The following is a 15,875-nucleotide window of genomic DNA, read 5'->3' as shown; positions in this document are numbered from 1 at the left end:
GCCTCGGGGTACTCACGGGTAGGAGTTCTACAGTGGGGGAGGACGTCCACCCGGATGTCCTCCCTCGCCCCTTCCCGGCCGCCGAGTCCCTCGGTCCGACTTGTGCAGGAGACCCACCGAACACCGTGATCACCTTCGAGTCCGTCTCCAAGACGTACGACACCAAGTCCGAGCCGGCCCTGGCCGACGTGTCCTTCACGGCGGAGGCCGGGGAGTTCGTATTCCTCACGGGCGCCTCGGGATCGGGGAAGTCGACGGTCATCCGCCTCGCCCTGCGGGAGGAGGTGCCCACCCGCGGGCGGATCCGGGTGGCCGGCCGGTCGATCGTGCGGATGGCCTCGTGGAAGGTCCCCTACCTGCGGCGCAACATCGGCACGGTCTTCCAGGACTTCCGCCTGCTGCCGAACAAGACGGTGTTCGAGAACGTCGCCTTCGCCCTCCAGGTCATCGGGAAGTCGCGGGCGGCCATCTCCACGCTCGTGCCTGACGTGCTGTCGACGGTCGGTCTCACCGGCAAGGAACGCCGGTACCCACACGAACTCTCCGGCGGTGAGCAGCAGCGCGTGGCGATCGCCCGGGCGGTCGTGAACAAGCCAGGGATCCTGCTCGCGGACGAGCCGACGGGCAACCTGGACCCCGTCACCAGCGAGGACATCATGAAGGTCCTCCTCGACATCAACCGGACGGGGACGACCGTCCTCATGGCCACGCACGACGAGGAGATCGTCAACCGCCTCGACAAGCGGGTGATCCGGCTGGAGGACGGCCGGATGATGAGCGATGTCGAGCACGGTCGGTACGAGGTCCGCACGGGCATGATCCCCGTCGTGAAGGCGGAGGATGCGGATGCCGGAGGCTCCGCGGGGTCCATCGGGTCCGGTGCTGGTCGGAGCCGTCCCCGCACCCGGGCGGAGATGCGGGCGGCCGAACGGCGCCGCAAGGAGGAGAAAGCCGCAGCGGAGTCGGCGGAACGGACCGGGAAGACGACGAACGAGGAGGACGCGACGCGATGAAGTTCGGTTTCATCCTCGGCGAGGTCGGTTCGGCCCTACGCCGCAACGTCTCGATGGTCGTCTCCGTCGTGCTCGTCACCTTCGTGTCCCTCGTCTTCGTCGGCACGGCCGCGCTCATGCAGATGCAGATCAACGGGATGAAGGACTTCTGGTACGACCGGGTCCAGGTCGCCATCTTCCTCTGCCCCGAGGGTTCACCCCAGGCCACCTGCGCCGACGGCGAGGTCACGGAGGAACAGAAGGCCGAGATCGAGGCGGCGCTCGACGGTCCGGATCTCGCCGGTTACGTCGACCAGGTGTACTTCGAGGACAAGGCCCGGGCCTTCGAGCTCTACCAGGAGCAGTTCGAGGGCACCTCGCTGGAGGGCGCGGTCACCGAGGACCAGATGCAGGAGTCCTTCCGCGTCCGCCTGGTCGATCCCGAGCAGTACGAGATCATCGCCGAGTACTTCTCCGCGACCGCCGGCGTCGACGAGGTGGTCGACCAGAACGAACTCCTCGACCGCCTGTTCACCGTCCTCAACGTGCTCACCATGGTCGCGATCGCGATCGCCGCCATCATGCTCCTGTGCGCGGTCCTCCTCATCGCCACGACGATCCGCCTCTCCGCGTTCTCCCGCCGACGTGAGACCGGCATCATGCGTCTGGTGGGCGCGTCGAACACGTTCATCCAACTGCCCTTCGTGCTCGAAGGGGTGCTGGCCGCCGCCCTCGGTGCCGTGCTCGCGTGCCTGTCGCTCGCCGGCGTCGTGTACTTCGGCGTCGACGGCTGGCTGCAGGGCCGGACGCCCGGCTTCGACCTCGTCGGCGTCGGCGACGTCCTGCTCGTCTCACCCGCACTCATCGGCACCGGCATCGTGCTCGCCGGGGTCTCCTCCGTCGTCACCCTCCGTCGGTACATGAAGGTCTGACGCGATGGCCCTGCTGCGTTCCGGCACCCCACACCCCGCCCGCCGAGGCGCCCTGTCCTCCGGTGCCCGCCGGTGCCTGGCCGGCACCGCCCTGGGTCTCGCCCTGCTCATGCCGATGAGCGCGGTGCACGCCACGGAATCGAGGGCGGACCTCGCGACGGAGAAGTCGGACATCGACACCCGGGTGGACGAACTCATGACGGAGTTCGAGGGACTCGACGAGGACCTGGCCCGGGTCGTGGCCGAACTCGAGGACGCCAACGAACAGTTGCCCGATGCCGAGGACGCCCTGGACGAGGCACAGCAGGAACTCCAGGACGCGATCGAGGAGGAGGAAGAGCTCTCCGCCCGGCTCACCTCGGCGGAGAACGCCGAGGACGATCTGGAGGAGACGATCTCCGACGACGAGGACGCGATCGCCGAGAGCGAGGACGCCGTCACGACGATCGGTCTGCAGGCCTACAAGAACTCGGGGATCACCTCGGACGTGGCGTTGTTGCTGCAGATGGCGACCGAGGAGAACGGCGCCGACGGCCTGGTGCGGGTCGACTCCGCGGTGCGGTCGCAGCAGCGGACGCTCACGACGCTGAGCGAGCAGCGGACGGTCAACGAGAACAACCTGCTGCGTCTCGACGCGGTGTCCGGGGAGGTCTCCGACCTGCAGTCGGAGGCGGCCGCCGCCGTGCTGACGAAGGAGGCGGCGGAGCAGGCCGCACAGGACCGCAAGGACGAACTGGACGAGCTCATCCTCACGAAGGACGAGGCCTCGCAGACGATCGAGGACAACCGTGACGCGGTGGCCCTCGAGCTGGAGGAACAGCAGGCCGAGCAGGACCGCCTGCTCCAGGAGATCGAGGACTGGGAGGAGGAGCACGGGGAGTCCCTGCCGGACGTCGGCCAGGGCAGCGGCAGCGACGGAGACGGGGTGCTCGCGAGCCCGGTCTCCGGGTACCCGATCACCTCGGACTTCGGGTACCGCATCCACCCGATCTCCGGCACCCGGCGCCTGCACAACGGCACCGACTACGGCGTGCCCTGCGGCACCCCGATGAAGGCACCGGGGGACGGCACCGTCGTCTCCGCGGGGTGGGCCGGAGGGTACGGGTACCGCGTCGTCATCGCCCACGGCACCATCGGGGGTCACTCGATCCAGTCGACCCTCAACCACAACCAGAGCGTCGAGGTCTCCGCCGGACAGACGGTCGCGCAGGGCGACCTCGTCGCCTATTCGGGGACCACCGGTTCGTCGACCGGGTGCCACCAGCACTTCGAGATCATCGAGGACGGGACCTACGTCGACCCGGTGCCCTACATCAGTTGAGACCAGAACCCCTGGTGGCGGGTAGACTGGAGGGTCCGTGCGTCACGGAAGTGGCGGACGGATCGAACGTACACACGATCCGTGCCGGGAGAGGCACGGCCCGAGTGAGCCGGGACTCACGACCGATCTCACCGGGGAGGAGGAACACATGGCCAAGATGAAGTCCGTCCGCAAGGCGGCGGCCAAGGAGGCGAAGGGCGACAAGAAGTCCATCGTCCGGAACAAGAAGGCGCGTTTCGATTACCACATCGAGGACACCTACGAGGCCGGTCTCGTCCTCACCGGGACCGAGGTGAAGTCCCTGCGGGAGGGCCGGGCGAGCCTGGTCGACGGGTTCGGTCTCATCTTCCAGGGTGAGGCCTGGCTGGAGAACGCCTACATTCCCGAATACCTGCAGGGGACGTGGACCAACCACGCCGCGCGGCGGCGGCGCAAGATGCTGCTGCACCGCGAGGAGATCCGGAGGATCGACCAGAAGATCAAGGAGCCCGGGCGGACCCTCGTACCGCTGGAGCTCTACTTCGACGGGTCCCGTGTCAAGGTCGAGATCGCGGTGGCCCGCGGTAAGCAGGACTGGGACAAGCGGCAGACCCTGCGCGAGAAGCAGGACAATCGCGAGGCCCAGCGGGCCATGTCCGACGCCCGGAAACGCAACCGCTGATCCGCCGCCGAGGCGCCCCGGCCCGGTGGGTCTGGAATACCACTGGACGTCCGCGACGTTGCAGTGGTACCGTTGAAGGTCCGCGCGAGAGCGGGTCCGAGAGGTCCGGTGGATCGCGCGGGACTTGGTAATCACATAGGGGGATGATCGGTTTCGACGCCGGTCATTGATTCAGGGGAAGCGGGTCGAGAATGCGAAGTCATCTCGTTAACGCTCTTCGCAAACCAATAAGTGCTAAGTCTAACGACCGCACTGCATACGCCCTCGCCGCCTGATCGAGCGAGCTGCGTAGCCGTCAGCCCGGGGTAGCTTCCGCTCCGGTTCCTGGCGTCAGCTAGGAAGCCACTGCTCCTGCCACTCGTCGGTGGTGTCAGGGGGACTTTCAGCCGAATCCGTCCGTTGGTCCGTGTGTTCGTGCACGGGACCTGGACCTAAGACAGCCATTCACGGACTGCACCCGGAGAAGACCTGATGACATGCCGACGGACGCGGGTTCGATTCCCGCCATCTCCACGTACCCCTCACGACGGGCCCCGACCACACGGTCGGGGCCCGTCGTGTATTCAGCACCTGGCAGGCGGCCCGGTCAGGGCGCCTCGACGCGGACACAATGGACGTGATCGGAACCGTCCGACCACGAAGGAGTGGATTCCCGATGACTGTCGTCGCCGTCGCAGGAGGGACCGGGGTGGTCGGCCGTGCCACGGTCGAGGCCCTGCGTTCCACCGGACACGAGGCCCGCGTGCTCTCCCGCTCCACCGGGGTCGACCTCGTGACGGGCGCGGGCCTGGCCGAGGCGCTCGTGGGGGTCGAAGCAGTCGTGGACACCGCGAACAAGACGACCATGGGGGCGCGGCCGGCCATCGACTTCTTCGCCGCGGCGACCGGGAACCTGCTGGGCGCCTCGGCCGCGGCCGGGGTCCGCCATGCGGTCGTCCTCTCGATCGTCGGCATCGACCGCGTGCCCCACGACTACTACGCCGGCAAGGTCGCGCAGGAGGCGGTGGTGCAGGCCTCGCACCTGCCGTGGACGATCCTGCGGGCCGCCCAGTTCCACGAGTTCGCGCTCCAGATGCTCGATCGGTCACGGTTCGGCGGCGTCCAGTTCCCGCCCAAGGGCCGGGTCCAGCCGGTCGCGGCCGCGGTGGTCGGGGAACGGCTGGCCGAACTCGCGCTCGGTGAGGCACAGGGCCGCGCGACGGACCTGGCCGGTCCCCGTGAGGAGTCCCTGGAGGAGATGGTGCGTGCCGTCGCCCGGGACGAGGGCCGCCGGGGGTGGATCCCACCCATGTCGTTGCCGACGGGCATGATGCGCGGTCTCGCGCTCGGGGACGTCCTGCCCGGGGAGGACGCGGACCTGCGCGGCCCCACATTCGACGAGTGGCTCGCCGCCCGCTGATCGCTCCGGCGCGATCAGCGTGACGACGAGCCACTCGACAGGGGAGGCGTTACTCAGCTCGCGGGCTCGGCCAGGTAGTACAGGCCGGTCGCCCCGGCACCCGTCTGGAGCGTGATCTCCTGGACGGAGGCGGAGTCCCAGAACATCATCGCGTTGTAGGTACCGGTCTTGGCCATCGGCACCTCTTCCCAGAAGACCTCCTGGAGGTCGGCCATCGCGGCCTGCGCCTCCTCCTCGCCGGCGGCGTGGTTCACCGCGTCGATCGCCTCGTAGTAGGCGGTCTCCTCACCGGCACCGTCCTCGTTCGGGGACATGTACGTGTACCGGGTCGGGATCGACTGCGGGGACCAGGCCATGGGGCTGAGGTCCCAGGCGTCCGGCGAGTTCGAGAGGATGTCGAGCATCGTCGCCCAGTCGTAGGTCTCCATCGACACGGTGAAGCCCAGGCCCTCGAGCTCCTGCTGGATCACGACGCCCATGTCGTAGAGGGTCGGGTACTCGCGGGTGGTGACGAGGGTGAGCTCGGCGCCGGTGTTCCCGGCGGACTCGATGAGGTCCTTGGCGCCGTCGACGTCCACCCGGTCGTAGTTCTCCAGGCCGGCCTCGGTCATCCAGTCCTCCTGGCCCGGCAGGGCGAGGGAGCCGTCGGCCGAGTAGAACATCGGGTCGACGTAGGCACCCTGGAGGACCGCCTCGTTGTCGAGCCCCATGGCGAGTGCCTGACGCATCGGCTTGTCCCCGAACACGGAGTCCGCTGTCCGGTTGATCGTGATGCCGCTGACGCCACGGACCTGGGTGGCCGAGGCGACATCGGGCATCTCGCTCAACTGGACCAGCTGGTCGGCACTCGGGCTCGCGTACACGTCGTAGTCCCCGACCTGGAACCCGGACAGCGCGGTCGAGGGGTCCGGCACGAAGTCGAACCAGATCTCGTCGTAGTGCGCCACCGACGGAGCTGCGCCGCCGGTCGTGTCGACCTCGTAGGGCGTGTAGTCCGCGAACTTCTCCAGCTGGACGTGCTGGGTGTCCTGCCATTCGACATAGGCGTAGGGCCCGGTGCCGACGATGTCCTCCATGCCGGCGGCACCTGCCGAGGCGATCGCCTCGGAGGACGTGATCGCCGGGTACTGGTTCTGGTGGTTGGCGAGCATCGTGAGCGCGGCGAAGAAGGAGGTCGGTGACGTCAACGTCATGGTCGACTCGTCCGTCGCCTCGAAGGTGACCTCGGCGAAGGCGGCACCGGCGGGGGAGTTCTCCTGCCAGCGGGTGAGCGAGTCGACGACGTCGGTGGCGTCGAGCGCGGACCCGTCGTGGAAGGTGACGCCCTCGCGCAGGTGGAAGACGAACTCCGTGTAATCGTCGTTGACCTCCACGGACTCCGCGAGCTGCGGCTGGGGCACCCCGGCGTCGTCGAGTGCGACCAGGCCCTCGAAGACACCCCGGGTGATGTCGTAGGTCGCCTCGGCCGTCGACATGTGCGGGTCGAGGCTCCGCGGCCGCGGCACGGAGGAAGGTGGGCAGGTCGGCGGTCCCGGCCTCCAGCTCGAGGCTCGTCGTCACCCCGTCGAGCACCTGCAGTCGGTGCCCCGTGAGGTCCTGGGCGTGGGAGTGGAGGTCGACGAAGCCCGGCATCACGTACCGGCCCGCGGCGTCGATCACGCGGGTGCCGGCGTCGTCGGCGAGTGCACCGGGGGAGCGTGCACCGGGGGAGTGTGCACCGGGCGGCACGAGGCCGGTGATCGTGTCGCCGGTGACGAGGACGTCGGCCGCGGTCACAGTGCCCGCCTCCGGGTCGACGACCCGGCCGCCGGCGACGAGGAGGGTGGGGGAGGTCATGGGAGTGAAGAACATCACGTACCTGTTTCGGGAAGTGGCAGGATCCTGGGAAACTATCGTGATCGTGACCACATCGTGACATTCTGTGACGTCCTGGTAGCGGCCGTGCCCTTCCCCGCGCCCGAGGTGTTCCGGGACTACCGTGGGGACCGTGACCGTCACCATCCCGCCCCCGCCCTCCTCCGGTTCCGCGTCCCCCTTCACCCCGGGCTTCGGGACGCAACCGCCCACGCTCGTCGGGCGGCAGGCCGAGGTCGACGCCTTCGCCCGGGCGATCGACGGCGGGCCCGGCGCGCGGGGTCGGGCGACTCTCGTGACCGGCCAGCGTGGCGTCGGCAAGACGGTGCTGCTCGGCACCTTCCGGGAAGTCGCCTCGACCCGGCAGTGGATCACGGTCCAGGAGCAGGCCTCGCCCGGGTTCGCCCAGCGGCTCGCCCGGGCCCGGCTGCCGGAGGTCCTCGAGGCCTTCGACGCCGCGACGACCTCGAAGGCGAAGATGATCGGCCTGACCCTGCCGGCCGGTCTGGGCGGGGTCTCCTGGCGCGACGAGAAGGACCACATGGGGATCCCGGACATCCGGACGACCCTCATGACACTCCTCGGGCTCCTCGAGGAACGAGGAACCGGCCTGCTCATCACCCTCGACGAGGTACACCGCTCGACGATCGACGAATTGCGCGTCGTCACCGACGCGATGGCCCACGCGATCGGGGAGGGCGCGCCGCTCGCCTTCGTCGCCGCCGGCCTGCCGCACTCCATCAACGGGCTCGTCAACGACGAGGTCTCCACCTACCTGCGCCGGGCCGAGCGGGTGGAACTCGGGTACTTCGACCGGGAGTCCTCGGCCCATGCGATCCGCACCCCGATCGAGGAGGCCGGGAAGACGATCGACGAGGACGCGCTCGCGCTCGCCACCGACCGCAGCGAGTACTACCCCTACCTCGTCCAGCTCCTCGGGGATCTCGCCTGGGAGGCCGCGGGCGCGGCGTCCGCGATCGCGGTCGAGCACGTCGAGGCGGCCGTGGGGCAGGCCCGGGAGATCATGGGCAGGCAGATCCACGAGCCCACACTCGACCCGCTCTCGGCCCGGGACCTCGACTATCTGCGGGCCATGGCCCTCGACGACGGGCCCTCGCGCACCGTCGAGATCGCCCGCCGGATGTCCGTGACGGACAAGTACGCGAGCACCTACCGCAGGCGGCTGGTCGACGCCGGGGTGGTCGTCCCGGCCGGGCACGGGCTCGTCGATCTCGCGGTGCCCTATCTGCGGGAACACCTGCGGGTACGGTCGAGGTGACGTGCCGTGATGCGACGCCGTGGCGAGACGGCTCACATGTACCTGTTCAGGGAAAGTTGACCCGGGCGTCGCCCGCAGGTCGCCGGGTGGTGGCCGACGGCCACCGTGCATCCGGTAGCGTCCTGCGGACATTCCACGTTGCGGGACGTGCCAACCTCCGCCGCACCCGGCGCCTCGACGGTGTCCAGTACGCCGTCGGCGCCCACATCCGACACCACGAGGACGAGACATGACGACTGCCGAGGCCGATCCCGCAGAGCTCCCGGACGCCGGGGGAGTGCTCGACCGGATCCGGTCACTCCTGCCCTCCCTCGTCCCGAGTGAACAGCGGGTCGCGCAGTGCGTGGCCGACGACCCGGAGGGGGTCCTCGACCTGTCCGCGGCGGCGATGGCCGCCCGGACGGGCACCTCGGCGGCGACGGTGAGCCGGGCCTGCAAGAACCTGGGCTTCCAGGGCTACCAGCACTTACGCCTCCTGCTGGCCCGGGACATCGGGTCCCGGCGGGCGCAGGCGTCCGCGCCGGTCGAGTCCGGGGACGCCGGGATCGTGCACGCCACCTACGACAGCGCCTCCCGGGCACTCGCCGAGGCGGTCGGCACGCTCGACGTCGCCGCCTTCTCCCGGGCCGCCGACCTCGTGGCCGCGGCACCCCGCCTGCTCGTCATCGGCACCGGGGGATCGGCCCCGCTCGCCCAGGGTGTCGCGGTGCGGTTCGTCGCCTCGGAACTGCTGTGCGAGGCGCCGGCCGACGCCGTCCTCCAGCTCTTCGCCGCCAACTCCCTGCGGTCCGGAGACGTGTGCCTGGTCATCAGTGAGTCCGGGTCGAACTCCGTGACCCTGGAGGCCGCCCGGGGTGCCAAGGCGGCGGGCGCCGCGGTCGTCGGTCTCACAGCCTTCGGGCGGACACCGCTCACGGACCTCGCCGACGTCGCCCTCGTCGCCGGCGCCACCTACAACCAGTGGCAGGAGGACCGGGTGGGCGGCAACATCGTCCAGATCCTGCTCCTCGGTGCCCTCCACTCCGCCGTCATGGACCGTCTGCGCGGGACGACCCGCAACTCCGACCGGTTCATCGCGACCGTCGCGACCGTCACCTCGGACGACGAGAGCGGTGCCGTGGGTGCCGAGGACGGTGACCGCCCGTCCGGGGAGTGACCGCCCTCACCCCACTGATGCGCCCTCGTCATCACAGTTCGCCGGCCCTCGCCACGGGTTCACCGTGGTCGGGGGCCGTGTTCGTCCCCAGGCCGCCATGTATTCACGTTCCCTGTGAACACTGATCCATGTAAAAACCTTCCATACGGTTCCCGAATCCTCCGGGGACCCGACACACGAGGTGAGACATGGGCACCATTTCCATCACGGGCCTCACCCGTGCCTTCAAGGGCACGGAGGCCGTGGACGCCATCGACCTGCAGATCGCCGACGGCGACTTCTGCGTCCTCCTCGGGCCCTCCGGCTGCGGGAAGACGATCCTCCTCCGCATGCTCGCCGGGCTGCTCGAGCCGACCTTGGGCACCATCGACCTCGACGGCCGCGACATCACCGACGTGCCGTCCAAGAAGCGCGACATCGCCATGGTGTTCCAGAGCTACGCGCTCTGCCCGCACCTGACCGTCCGCCGGAACCTCCGCTTCCCGCTCACCCAGGCCCACAAGAACGGCGGGCCGAAGTACACGCCTGCGCAGATGGACATCCGGATCCAGGAGGTCGCCGCCTCCCTGGAGATCGATCACCTGCTCGACCGCCTGCCCAAGCAGCTCTCCGGCGGTCAGCGCCAGCGCGTGGCCGTCGGCCGCGCCCTCGTCCGGGAGCCCAAGGCCTTCCTCATGGACGAGCCGCTGTCCAACCTCGACGCGGCCCTGCGCACGCAGACCCGGCAGGAGCTCACGGCCCTCCACCGCTCCCGAGGCGCCCCGCACCCGTCTGCGCACGCTCGGGTCCGCGGCCCGGGAGTTCATGAAGCACATGACCTCCCCGGAGGCCTACGAGGCGATCACTGCGGGCATCGGCTACCTGCCGCTGCGGAACTCGATGACCGAGGAGGGCGGCCCGCTCCACGAGTGGTCCGAGGCCACCGACCTCGACGATCCGAACATGGCCCAGCTGGACCGCCTCGTCGCAACCGAGGCCTACCCGGGTGATCAGTTCCAGGAGGTCGACCGTCTGCTCGACGTCGCCATCCAGGACGCGATCTTCCAGGGGCAGGACCCCTACGAGACCCTGCCCGAGGCGGCCTCCCGCGCCCAGGACCTCATCGAGGAGTGAGCACCATGACCGACACGACCTACGCCCCCACCTTCGTCCCGAACGCGCCGCTGCCGGTCACCGGCACCCACAACTTCCGTGACCTCGGCGGGATCCCGCTGCGGCGCGGGGGAGTGGTGGCCTCCGGTCAGGTGTTCCGCTCCGACGCCTTCCACCTGGTCGCCGAGGCCGGCCGTGCACACATGGCCGAGCTCGGGATCACCCGGATGGTCGACCTGCGGCACGACGGCGAACTGGCCGACATGCCCTCGGCCGTCGGCCGGGACGCCGTCGAGGTGCTCCACATGCCGGTCTTCGCGGCCGCCGAGGCCCAGGGCATCGACGTCGTCGGCATCACGACCGCCAGCCCGGCCCCGCTCATCGAGGCGCTGCTGCACCGTCTGGACGAGGAGTTCGACGGCGCCGTCGCCTACCTGGAGGCCCACGGTTTCGGCCCGGTCCAGTTGAAGGCCCTCCGCGAGCGCCTCACCGCCTGATACCACACCCGTCCGCACCACACACCCGTTCTTCACCGAGGAGACCCCATGACCTCCCAGCACGGCACCCCGTCCCACACGATCCTCCACATCTCCGACACCCACTTCGTCGAGGACGATGCCCTCCTCCACGACAAGGTGGACTCCGACGCGAACCTGAAGCTCCTCTTCGAGCGTCTGCGCGCCTCGTCGATCACGCCCGACTCGACGGTCCCGGGGCACCACCACGGTGAACTCACCGACGAGCAGCTCGACTGGCTGGCCGAGGAGCTCACGACCCCCGCCGAGCACGGCACGCTCGTCGGCCTCCACCACCCGCCGGTGCCCAGCCCCCTCGGGCTCATCGAGCTCGTCGAGCTCAAGGACCAGGAGCGCTTCGCCCGGGTGATCGAGGGCACCGACGTGCGCGGAGTGCTCGGCGGTCACCTGCACTACAACACGACCTCGACCTTCGCCGGCGGGATCCCGGTCTCCGTCGCCTCGGCCACCTGCTACACGCAGGACCTGCAGGTCGTCTTCCCCGGTGCCTGCGGCATGGACGGCGCCCAGGGGTACAACCTCGTCCACGTCTACGAGGACCGGGTGCTCCACACCGTCGTCCCGATCGCCGCGCACCCGACGGTCTACGAGATGACCCCGGAGATCCTGCAGGCCTTCATGGAGAAGTCCGCCGAGGAACAGGCGGCCATGGTGGACGCGGCCAACCGGACCGAGGACTCCGAGCAGGTCCTCGCCGGCGCCTCGGCGGGGGAGTCCGCCTGATGTTCGCCCCCGTCGAGGAGGAGAAGCGCAGCGCGGAGTCGCTGGTCGAGCACAAGGACCTCGACCACCGGTCGCGGGCGACCTTCCTCCAGCGTGTTGCCCCGTACCTCTACCTGCTGCCTGCCCTGTCCATGCTGATCCTGTGGACCTACTGGCCGCTGGCGCAGACCTTCTCCCTGTCGACCTACGACTGGAACATGCTGCCCACGAGCCCCAAGGAGTTCGTCGGCGCCCAGAACTTCGTCGACGTCGTCACCCTGCCGGAGATGCAGCAGGCGGTGTGGAACACCGTGCTCTACACGGTCGCATTCGCGGTCTTCTCTCTCGGCCTGCCGTTGCTCATCGCCCTGCTCTCGCAGCACGTGCGGGGCCGGTGGAAGACCTTCTACCAGGCCATGATCTTCGTGCCGTTCCTGCTCACCCCGGTCGCCTCGGCGGCGGTGTGGCGCTGGCTGTTCGCCCCGAACGGCGGCACGATCCCGCAGGTCGTCGGGTTCTTCGGAGGCGACCTGGGCAATGTCTTCCGCGACCCGACGATGGAACTGTGGGCGATCGTCCTCATGGTCGGCTGGCAGATGCTCGGATTCGGTGTGCTCGTCGTCTCCGCCGGCATGGCGGGGATCAGCCCCGAGTACGGGCAGGCGGCCAGCCTGGACGGTGCCGGCACGTGGACCGTGATCCGGTGGATCATCCTGCCGCTGCTCTCGCCCACGCTCGTCTTCCTGGGCCTCATGACGGTGCTGCTCGCCGCCCAGTGGACCTACCCGCTCATCGACGTCCTCACCCAGGGTGGGCCCTCGAACGGGACGACGAACATCTACTACCTGCTCTACCAGTTCGGCTTCCGGAACTTCGACTCCGGTCTGTCGAGCGCCGCGGGTGTGCTGCTCTTCCTCGTCTTCGGTGCCATCGCGGTCCTGTACCTGCGCCTCACCCGCAAGTTCGCCTTCTACGAAGACTGAGCGTCGTCCACTCGATCAGGAGATCCCATGGCATTCGTCATCGACACGAGCGGACCGGCCGACCAGGAGGCCGGGACCCGCAGCGTCCACCGGGACCCCGTGCTCGCGGGCACGCCGGAGACCGGAGGACAGGGCTCCTCGGGCGCGGGGAAGGTCCGGAAGGGCAGCGACAGCGACCTGCCGGTCGGCGCGCGCAGCTCCGGGGGACTGGCGATCGGGCACGTGGTGCTCGCCGTCGTCGCCGTGTTCCCCGTGTACTGGCTGTTCGCCACGTCGTTCCGGCGGCCGGAGGACCAGCTGTCGCAGAGCCCGGTCCCGTGGCCCTTCAGCGTCCAGAACTACTTCGACGTCATCGACCAGATCCCGATCCTCGCGATGATGTGGAACACCCTGGTGATGGCGGTCGTCCTCACGGTGTTCCAGCTGCTCACCTCGATCCTCGCCAGCTACGCGTTCGCGCGGTTCGACTTCTTCGGCAAGCCGGTGGCGCAGTTCCTGTTCATCGGGTCGTGGCTGGTGCCCTTCCAGATCACGATGATCCCCAACTACCTGCTCGTCTCGCAGATGGGTCTGCTCAACACGATCGCCGGTGTCGTCGTGCCCAACCTCGTCTCGGCCTTCGGTGTGCTCATGCTCGTCCAGCACATGCGGGCCTTCCCGGGCGAGCTGCTCGACGCGGCGAAGATCGACGGTCGCTCGTCGTGGCAGGCACTGTGGTCGGTGGTCGTGCCGAACATGAAGCCGGCGCTCGCCGCGCTCACGATCATGTTGTTCATCAGCGCGTGGAACGACTACCTGTGGCCCTCGCTCATCCTGCGGCAGACCGACGCCCTCATCCAGGTGGGTATCCGGTCCTTCCTCACCGCCGAGGGCAACAACTGGGGTGCGGTCATGGCGGCGGCCGGCATGGCGTGCCTGCCCGTCTTCCTGCTCTACATCTTCCTGCAGAAGTACGTGGTCGCGGCCTTCGTACGATCCGGCATGAAGTGAGGGGAGCTTGCGGGTGTCAATGAGTTTGTGCTGTGAGTCACCTGCGGGTATGTTCAGTGGGTCACAATTGATCCCCTGAAGCATTTCTTCCCTGAGGAGTCCCCATGTCCGTCACCGGTCATCCCCGCCGGGTCGTGAGTCGCGCGGGCCGTGGCCTCGTCGCCGCAGCCACCGCCGTCGGCCTGGCGCTCGCCCCGGCCGTTCTCGCCGGCCCCGCCTCCGCGACCGAGGAGATCCCCGAGACCCCCGTGGCCGTCGAGGCCGCCGAGACGACGCTGCGCATCGCCACCAGCGGTTTCGTCGACTCGTTCAACCCCTTCACCTCCGTCTACCTCACGCCCACGCAGATCAACCGGTACGTCTACCACAACCTCGTCCTGTACTCGCAGGAGGACGGATCGCCCGTCGGCGGCCTCGCGGAGTCCTGGGAGGCGAGTGAGGACGCGAAGACGTGGACCTTCACCATGCGGGAGGGCGCCACCTGGTCCGATGGTGAGCCGATCACCGCGGCCGACGTCAAGTGGACCTACGACCAGATGGTCGCCGACACGGAGCAGTCGGGGATGGCGAGTGCCAACGGCAGCCTCGTGCAGAACTTCGAGTCCGTCGAAGCGCCGGACGACTCGACCCTCGTCGTGACGATGAAGGAGCCGCAGGCCGCGGTGCCCGGCGAGGAGATCCCGATCGTGCCGAAGCACGTGTGGGAGGAGTTCGAGAACCCGGTCGAGGAGGCCGTGGACGCGGACGTCGTGGGTTCGGGGCCCTACCTCCTCGAGGGCTATCAGCCCAACCAGCGCATCAGCCTCGTGAAGAACCCCGAGTACTACGGCGAGCAGCCGGGCGTCGACCGGATCGAGTACATCTACTACACCGACGCGGAGGCCCAGGTCGCCGCCCTGCGGGCCGGCGAGGTCGACTTCGTCACCGGTCTCTCGCCGGAACAGTACGAGGCGCTGGAGGGTGAGGACGGCATCACCGTGAACAACGGTGTGGGCCGCAAGTTCTACGCGATCTCCTTCAACTCCGGGAAGGCGGGCGCCGACGGACAGGAGTTCGGCACCGGCGCCGAGGCCCTCAAGGACCCGGACGTCCGACAGGCCATCCGCCAGGGCATCGACGCGGACACGCTCCGGCAGCAGATCGTCGGCGACTACGCGGTCCCGGGCACCGAACTCATCCCGCCCTCCTACCCGCAGTACAACCTGCCGGCCGACGACGAGGCGATCCTCTCCTACGACCCGGAGGCCGCCCAGGAACTCCTGGAAGGCGCGGGCTGGACCGACACCGACGGTGACGGCATCCGGGACAAGGACGGCGAGCCCCTGCAGATCCGCCTCATGTTCAACGCGGAGGCCTCCTACACCTCGGACGCCGTGCAGTTCCTCGAGCCCTGGCTGGAGGAGATCGGCGTCGACCTCGTCCCCGAACCCACCGATTCGGGCACCGACGACGAACGGACGACCGCCGGCGACTACGACCTGCGGATCTCCTCGTGGTCGGTCGGTCCGGACCCCGACTACCAGCTGGGTATCAACACCTGTGGCGTGCGCCCGAACGCCGAGGGCGAGGGCGGCACGACCCAGGACGGCTGGTGCAACGAGGAGTTCGACGCCCTCTACGACCAGCAGAAGGTCGAACTCGATCCCGAGCGGCGCGCCGAACTGGTCCGCGAGGCCCAGCGCATCCACTACACCGACACCGCGGCGATCTACCTGTGGTACCCCAACCAGTTGGAGGCCTACCGGTCGGACCGGTTTACCGGGTTCCAGGGCATGCCCGCCGAGGGCGGCCAGATCTCCGGTGCCTCCGGTCCCTGGGGTTACGCGGCGGTGCAGCCCGTCGAGGGCGGCGGTGACTCCGGCGGTGGAATGAGCACCGGCGCGTGGGTCGCCATCGGCGTGGCACTCGTCGTCGCGATCGGCGGCGGTGGCGCCTTCGCCGCCAAGCGCAAGAAGTCGGCGGACGACCGCGAGTGACC

15 protein-coding genes, 1 other RNA gene and 1 pseudogene are annotated in these 15,875 nt (G+C 69.0%); 15 read left to right on the top strand and 2 right to left on the bottom strand.

What is annotated here, in order from left to right:
* Positions 1-125 precede the first annotated feature (125 nt).
* The 6 genes from ftsE (at position 126) to AAD496_RS07740 (ending at position 5,305) form a co-directional block, all read left to right on the top strand.
* Positions 126-1,013, top strand: coding sequence for a cell division ATP-binding protein FtsE (gene ftsE / locus AAD496_RS07765; protein WP_349828087.1), 888 nt, complete (start codon positions 126-128; stop codon positions 1,011-1,013).
* Complete coding sequence (gene ftsX / locus AAD496_RS07760; protein WP_349828086.1) at positions 1,010-1,924, top strand: permease-like cell division protein FtsX; 915 nt, start codon at positions 1,010-1,012, stop codon at positions 1,922-1,924. Before ftsE ends, ftsX begins: the two co-directional genes overlap by 4 nt.
* A gap of 4 nt (positions 1,925-1,928) precedes the next feature.
* The gene (locus AAD496_RS07755) at positions 1,929-3,245 is read left to right on the top strand and encodes a peptidoglycan DD-metalloendopeptidase family protein (protein ID WP_349828085.1); all 1,317 of its coding nucleotides are present in this window, start codon (positions 1,929-1,931) and stop codon (positions 3,243-3,245) included.
* Between the two features lie 157 nt (positions 3,246-3,402).
* Positions 3,403-3,906 carry an SsrA-binding protein SmpB gene (gene smpB / locus AAD496_RS07750; protein WP_433913745.1) on the top strand — a complete coding sequence of 168 codons (504 nt, stop codon included), beginning with the start codon at positions 3,403-3,405 and terminating at the stop codon, positions 3,904-3,906.
* Between the two features lie 139 nt (positions 3,907-4,045).
* Positions 4,046-4,422: a transfer-messenger RNA gene (gene ssrA / locus AAD496_RS07745) on the top strand.
* A 139-nt stretch (positions 4,423-4,561) separates the two neighbouring features.
* On the top strand, positions 4,562-5,305 hold the full coding sequence (locus AAD496_RS07740; protein WP_349828083.1) for an SDR family oxidoreductase: 744 nt from the start codon (positions 4,562-4,564) through the stop codon (positions 5,303-5,305).
* 53 nt (positions 5,306-5,358) lie between these two features.
* Here the strand turns inward: AAD496_RS07740 and AAD496_RS07735 are convergent, their stop codons facing one another.
* Both AAD496_RS07735 and AAD496_RS07730 read right to left on the bottom strand, forming a co-directional pair.
* Positions 5,359-6,780, bottom strand: a complete 1,422-nt coding sequence (locus AAD496_RS07735) for an ABC transporter substrate-binding protein (protein WP_349828082.1) — start codon at positions 6,778-6,780, stop codon at positions 5,359-5,361.
* A 61-nt stretch (positions 6,781-6,841) separates the two neighbouring features.
* Positions 6,842-7,141: pseudogene (locus AAD496_RS07730) on the bottom strand (amidohydrolase family protein); the annotation flags it as partial.
* 151 nt (positions 7,142-7,292) lie between these two features.
* Here AAD496_RS07730 and AAD496_RS07725 point away from each other — a divergent pair.
* From AAD496_RS07725 to AAD496_RS07685, 9 genes are all read left to right on the top strand, one after another.
* Complete coding sequence (locus AAD496_RS07725) at positions 7,293-8,438, top strand: ATP-binding protein (protein ID WP_349828081.1); 1,146 nt, start codon at positions 7,293-7,295, stop codon at positions 8,436-8,438.
* Positions 8,439-8,667: 229 nt separating this feature from the next.
* Positions 8,668-9,594: a MurR/RpiR family transcriptional regulator gene (locus AAD496_RS07720; protein WP_349828080.1), complete on the top strand. Its 927-nt coding sequence runs from the start codon at positions 8,668-8,670 to the stop codon at positions 9,592-9,594.
* A 188-nt stretch (positions 9,595-9,782) separates the two neighbouring features.
* Positions 9,783-10,583 (top strand): ABC transporter ATP-binding protein, encoded by an 801-nt coding sequence (locus tag AAD496_RS07715; RefSeq protein WP_349828079.1) that lies wholly within the window; start codon positions 9,783-9,785, stop codon positions 10,581-10,583.
* Entirely contained in the window at positions 10,537-10,707 is a 171-nt protein-coding gene (locus tag AAD496_RS07710; protein WP_349828078.1) for a hypothetical protein, read from the top strand. The genes AAD496_RS07715 and AAD496_RS07710 overlap by 47 nt, the downstream gene beginning before the upstream one ends.
* A 5-nt stretch (positions 10,708-10,712) precedes the next feature.
* On the top strand, positions 10,713-11,183 hold the full coding sequence (locus AAD496_RS07705; protein WP_349828077.1) for a tyrosine-protein phosphatase: 471 nt from the start codon (positions 10,713-10,715) through the stop codon (positions 11,181-11,183).
* 48 nt (positions 11,184-11,231) lie between these two features.
* Positions 11,232-11,945 (top strand): metallophosphoesterase family protein, encoded by a 714-nt coding sequence (locus AAD496_RS07700; RefSeq protein ID WP_349828076.1) that lies wholly within the window; start codon positions 11,232-11,234, stop codon positions 11,943-11,945.
* On the top strand, positions 11,945-12,907 hold the full coding sequence (locus tag AAD496_RS07695) for a carbohydrate ABC transporter permease (RefSeq protein ID WP_349828075.1): 963 nt from the start codon (positions 11,945-11,947) through the stop codon (positions 12,905-12,907). Before AAD496_RS07700 ends, AAD496_RS07695 begins: the two co-directional genes overlap by 1 nt.
* Before the next feature lie 27 nt (positions 12,908-12,934).
* Positions 12,935-13,897, top strand: coding sequence for a carbohydrate ABC transporter permease (locus AAD496_RS07690; RefSeq protein WP_349828074.1), 963 nt, complete (start codon positions 12,935-12,937; stop codon positions 13,895-13,897).
* Positions 13,898-14,001: 104 nt separating this feature from the next.
* On the top strand, positions 14,002-15,873 hold the full coding sequence (locus AAD496_RS07685; RefSeq protein ID WP_349828073.1) for an ABC transporter substrate-binding protein: 1,872 nt from the start codon (positions 14,002-14,004) through the stop codon (positions 15,871-15,873).
* Positions 15,874-15,875: the final 2 nt, after the last annotated feature.

It is taken from the genome of Brevibacterium litoralis (assembly GCF_040212315.1).
GTDB lineage: Bacteria > Actinomycetota > Actinomycetes > Actinomycetales > Brevibacteriaceae > Brevibacterium > Brevibacterium litoralis.
This window is presented reverse-complemented; position numbering and strand designations above follow the sequence as displayed.

What these genes read in the sequence shown, in the direction of transcription:
- ftsX (WP_349828086.1), top strand. Translation starts at nt 1,010, where the DNA reads ATGAAGTTCGGTTTCATCCTCGGCGAGGTCGGTTCGGCCCTACGCCGC.
- AAD496_RS07755 (WP_349828085.1), top strand. Translation starts at nt 1,929, where the DNA reads ATGGCCCTGCTGCGTTCCGGCACCCCACACCCCGCCCGCCGAGGCGCC.
- smpB (WP_433913745.1), top strand. Translation starts at nt 3,403, where the DNA reads ATGAAGTCCGTCCGCAAGGCGGCGGCCAAGGAGGCGAAGGGCGACAAG.
- AAD496_RS07740 (WP_349828083.1), top strand. Translation starts at nt 4,562, where the DNA reads ATGACTGTCGTCGCCGTCGCAGGAGGGACCGGGGTGGTCGGCCGTGCC.
- AAD496_RS07735 (WP_349828082.1), bottom strand. Translation starts at nt 6,780, where the DNA reads ATGTCGACGGCCGAGGCGACCTACGACATCACCCGGGGTGTCTTCGAG.
- AAD496_RS07720 (WP_349828080.1), top strand. Translation starts at nt 8,668, where the DNA reads ATGACGACTGCCGAGGCCGATCCCGCAGAGCTCCCGGACGCCGGGGGA.
- AAD496_RS07715 (WP_349828079.1), top strand. Translation starts at nt 9,783, where the DNA reads ATGGGCACCATTTCCATCACGGGCCTCACCCGTGCCTTCAAGGGCACG.
- AAD496_RS07710 (WP_349828078.1), top strand. Translation starts at nt 10,537, where the DNA reads ATGGCCCAGCTGGACCGCCTCGTCGCAACCGAGGCCTACCCGGGTGAT.
- AAD496_RS07705 (WP_349828077.1), top strand. Translation starts at nt 10,713, where the DNA reads ATGACCGACACGACCTACGCCCCCACCTTCGTCCCGAACGCGCCGCTG.
- AAD496_RS07700 (WP_349828076.1), top strand. Translation starts at nt 11,232, where the DNA reads ATGACCTCCCAGCACGGCACCCCGTCCCACACGATCCTCCACATCTCC.
- AAD496_RS07695 (WP_349828075.1), top strand. Translation starts at nt 11,945, where the DNA reads ATGTTCGCCCCCGTCGAGGAGGAGAAGCGCAGCGCGGAGTCGCTGGTC.
- AAD496_RS07690 (WP_349828074.1), top strand. Translation starts at nt 12,935, where the DNA reads ATGGCATTCGTCATCGACACGAGCGGACCGGCCGACCAGGAGGCCGGG.
- AAD496_RS07685 (WP_349828073.1), top strand. Translation starts at nt 14,002, where the DNA reads ATGTCCGTCACCGGTCATCCCCGCCGGGTCGTGAGTCGCGCGGGCCGT.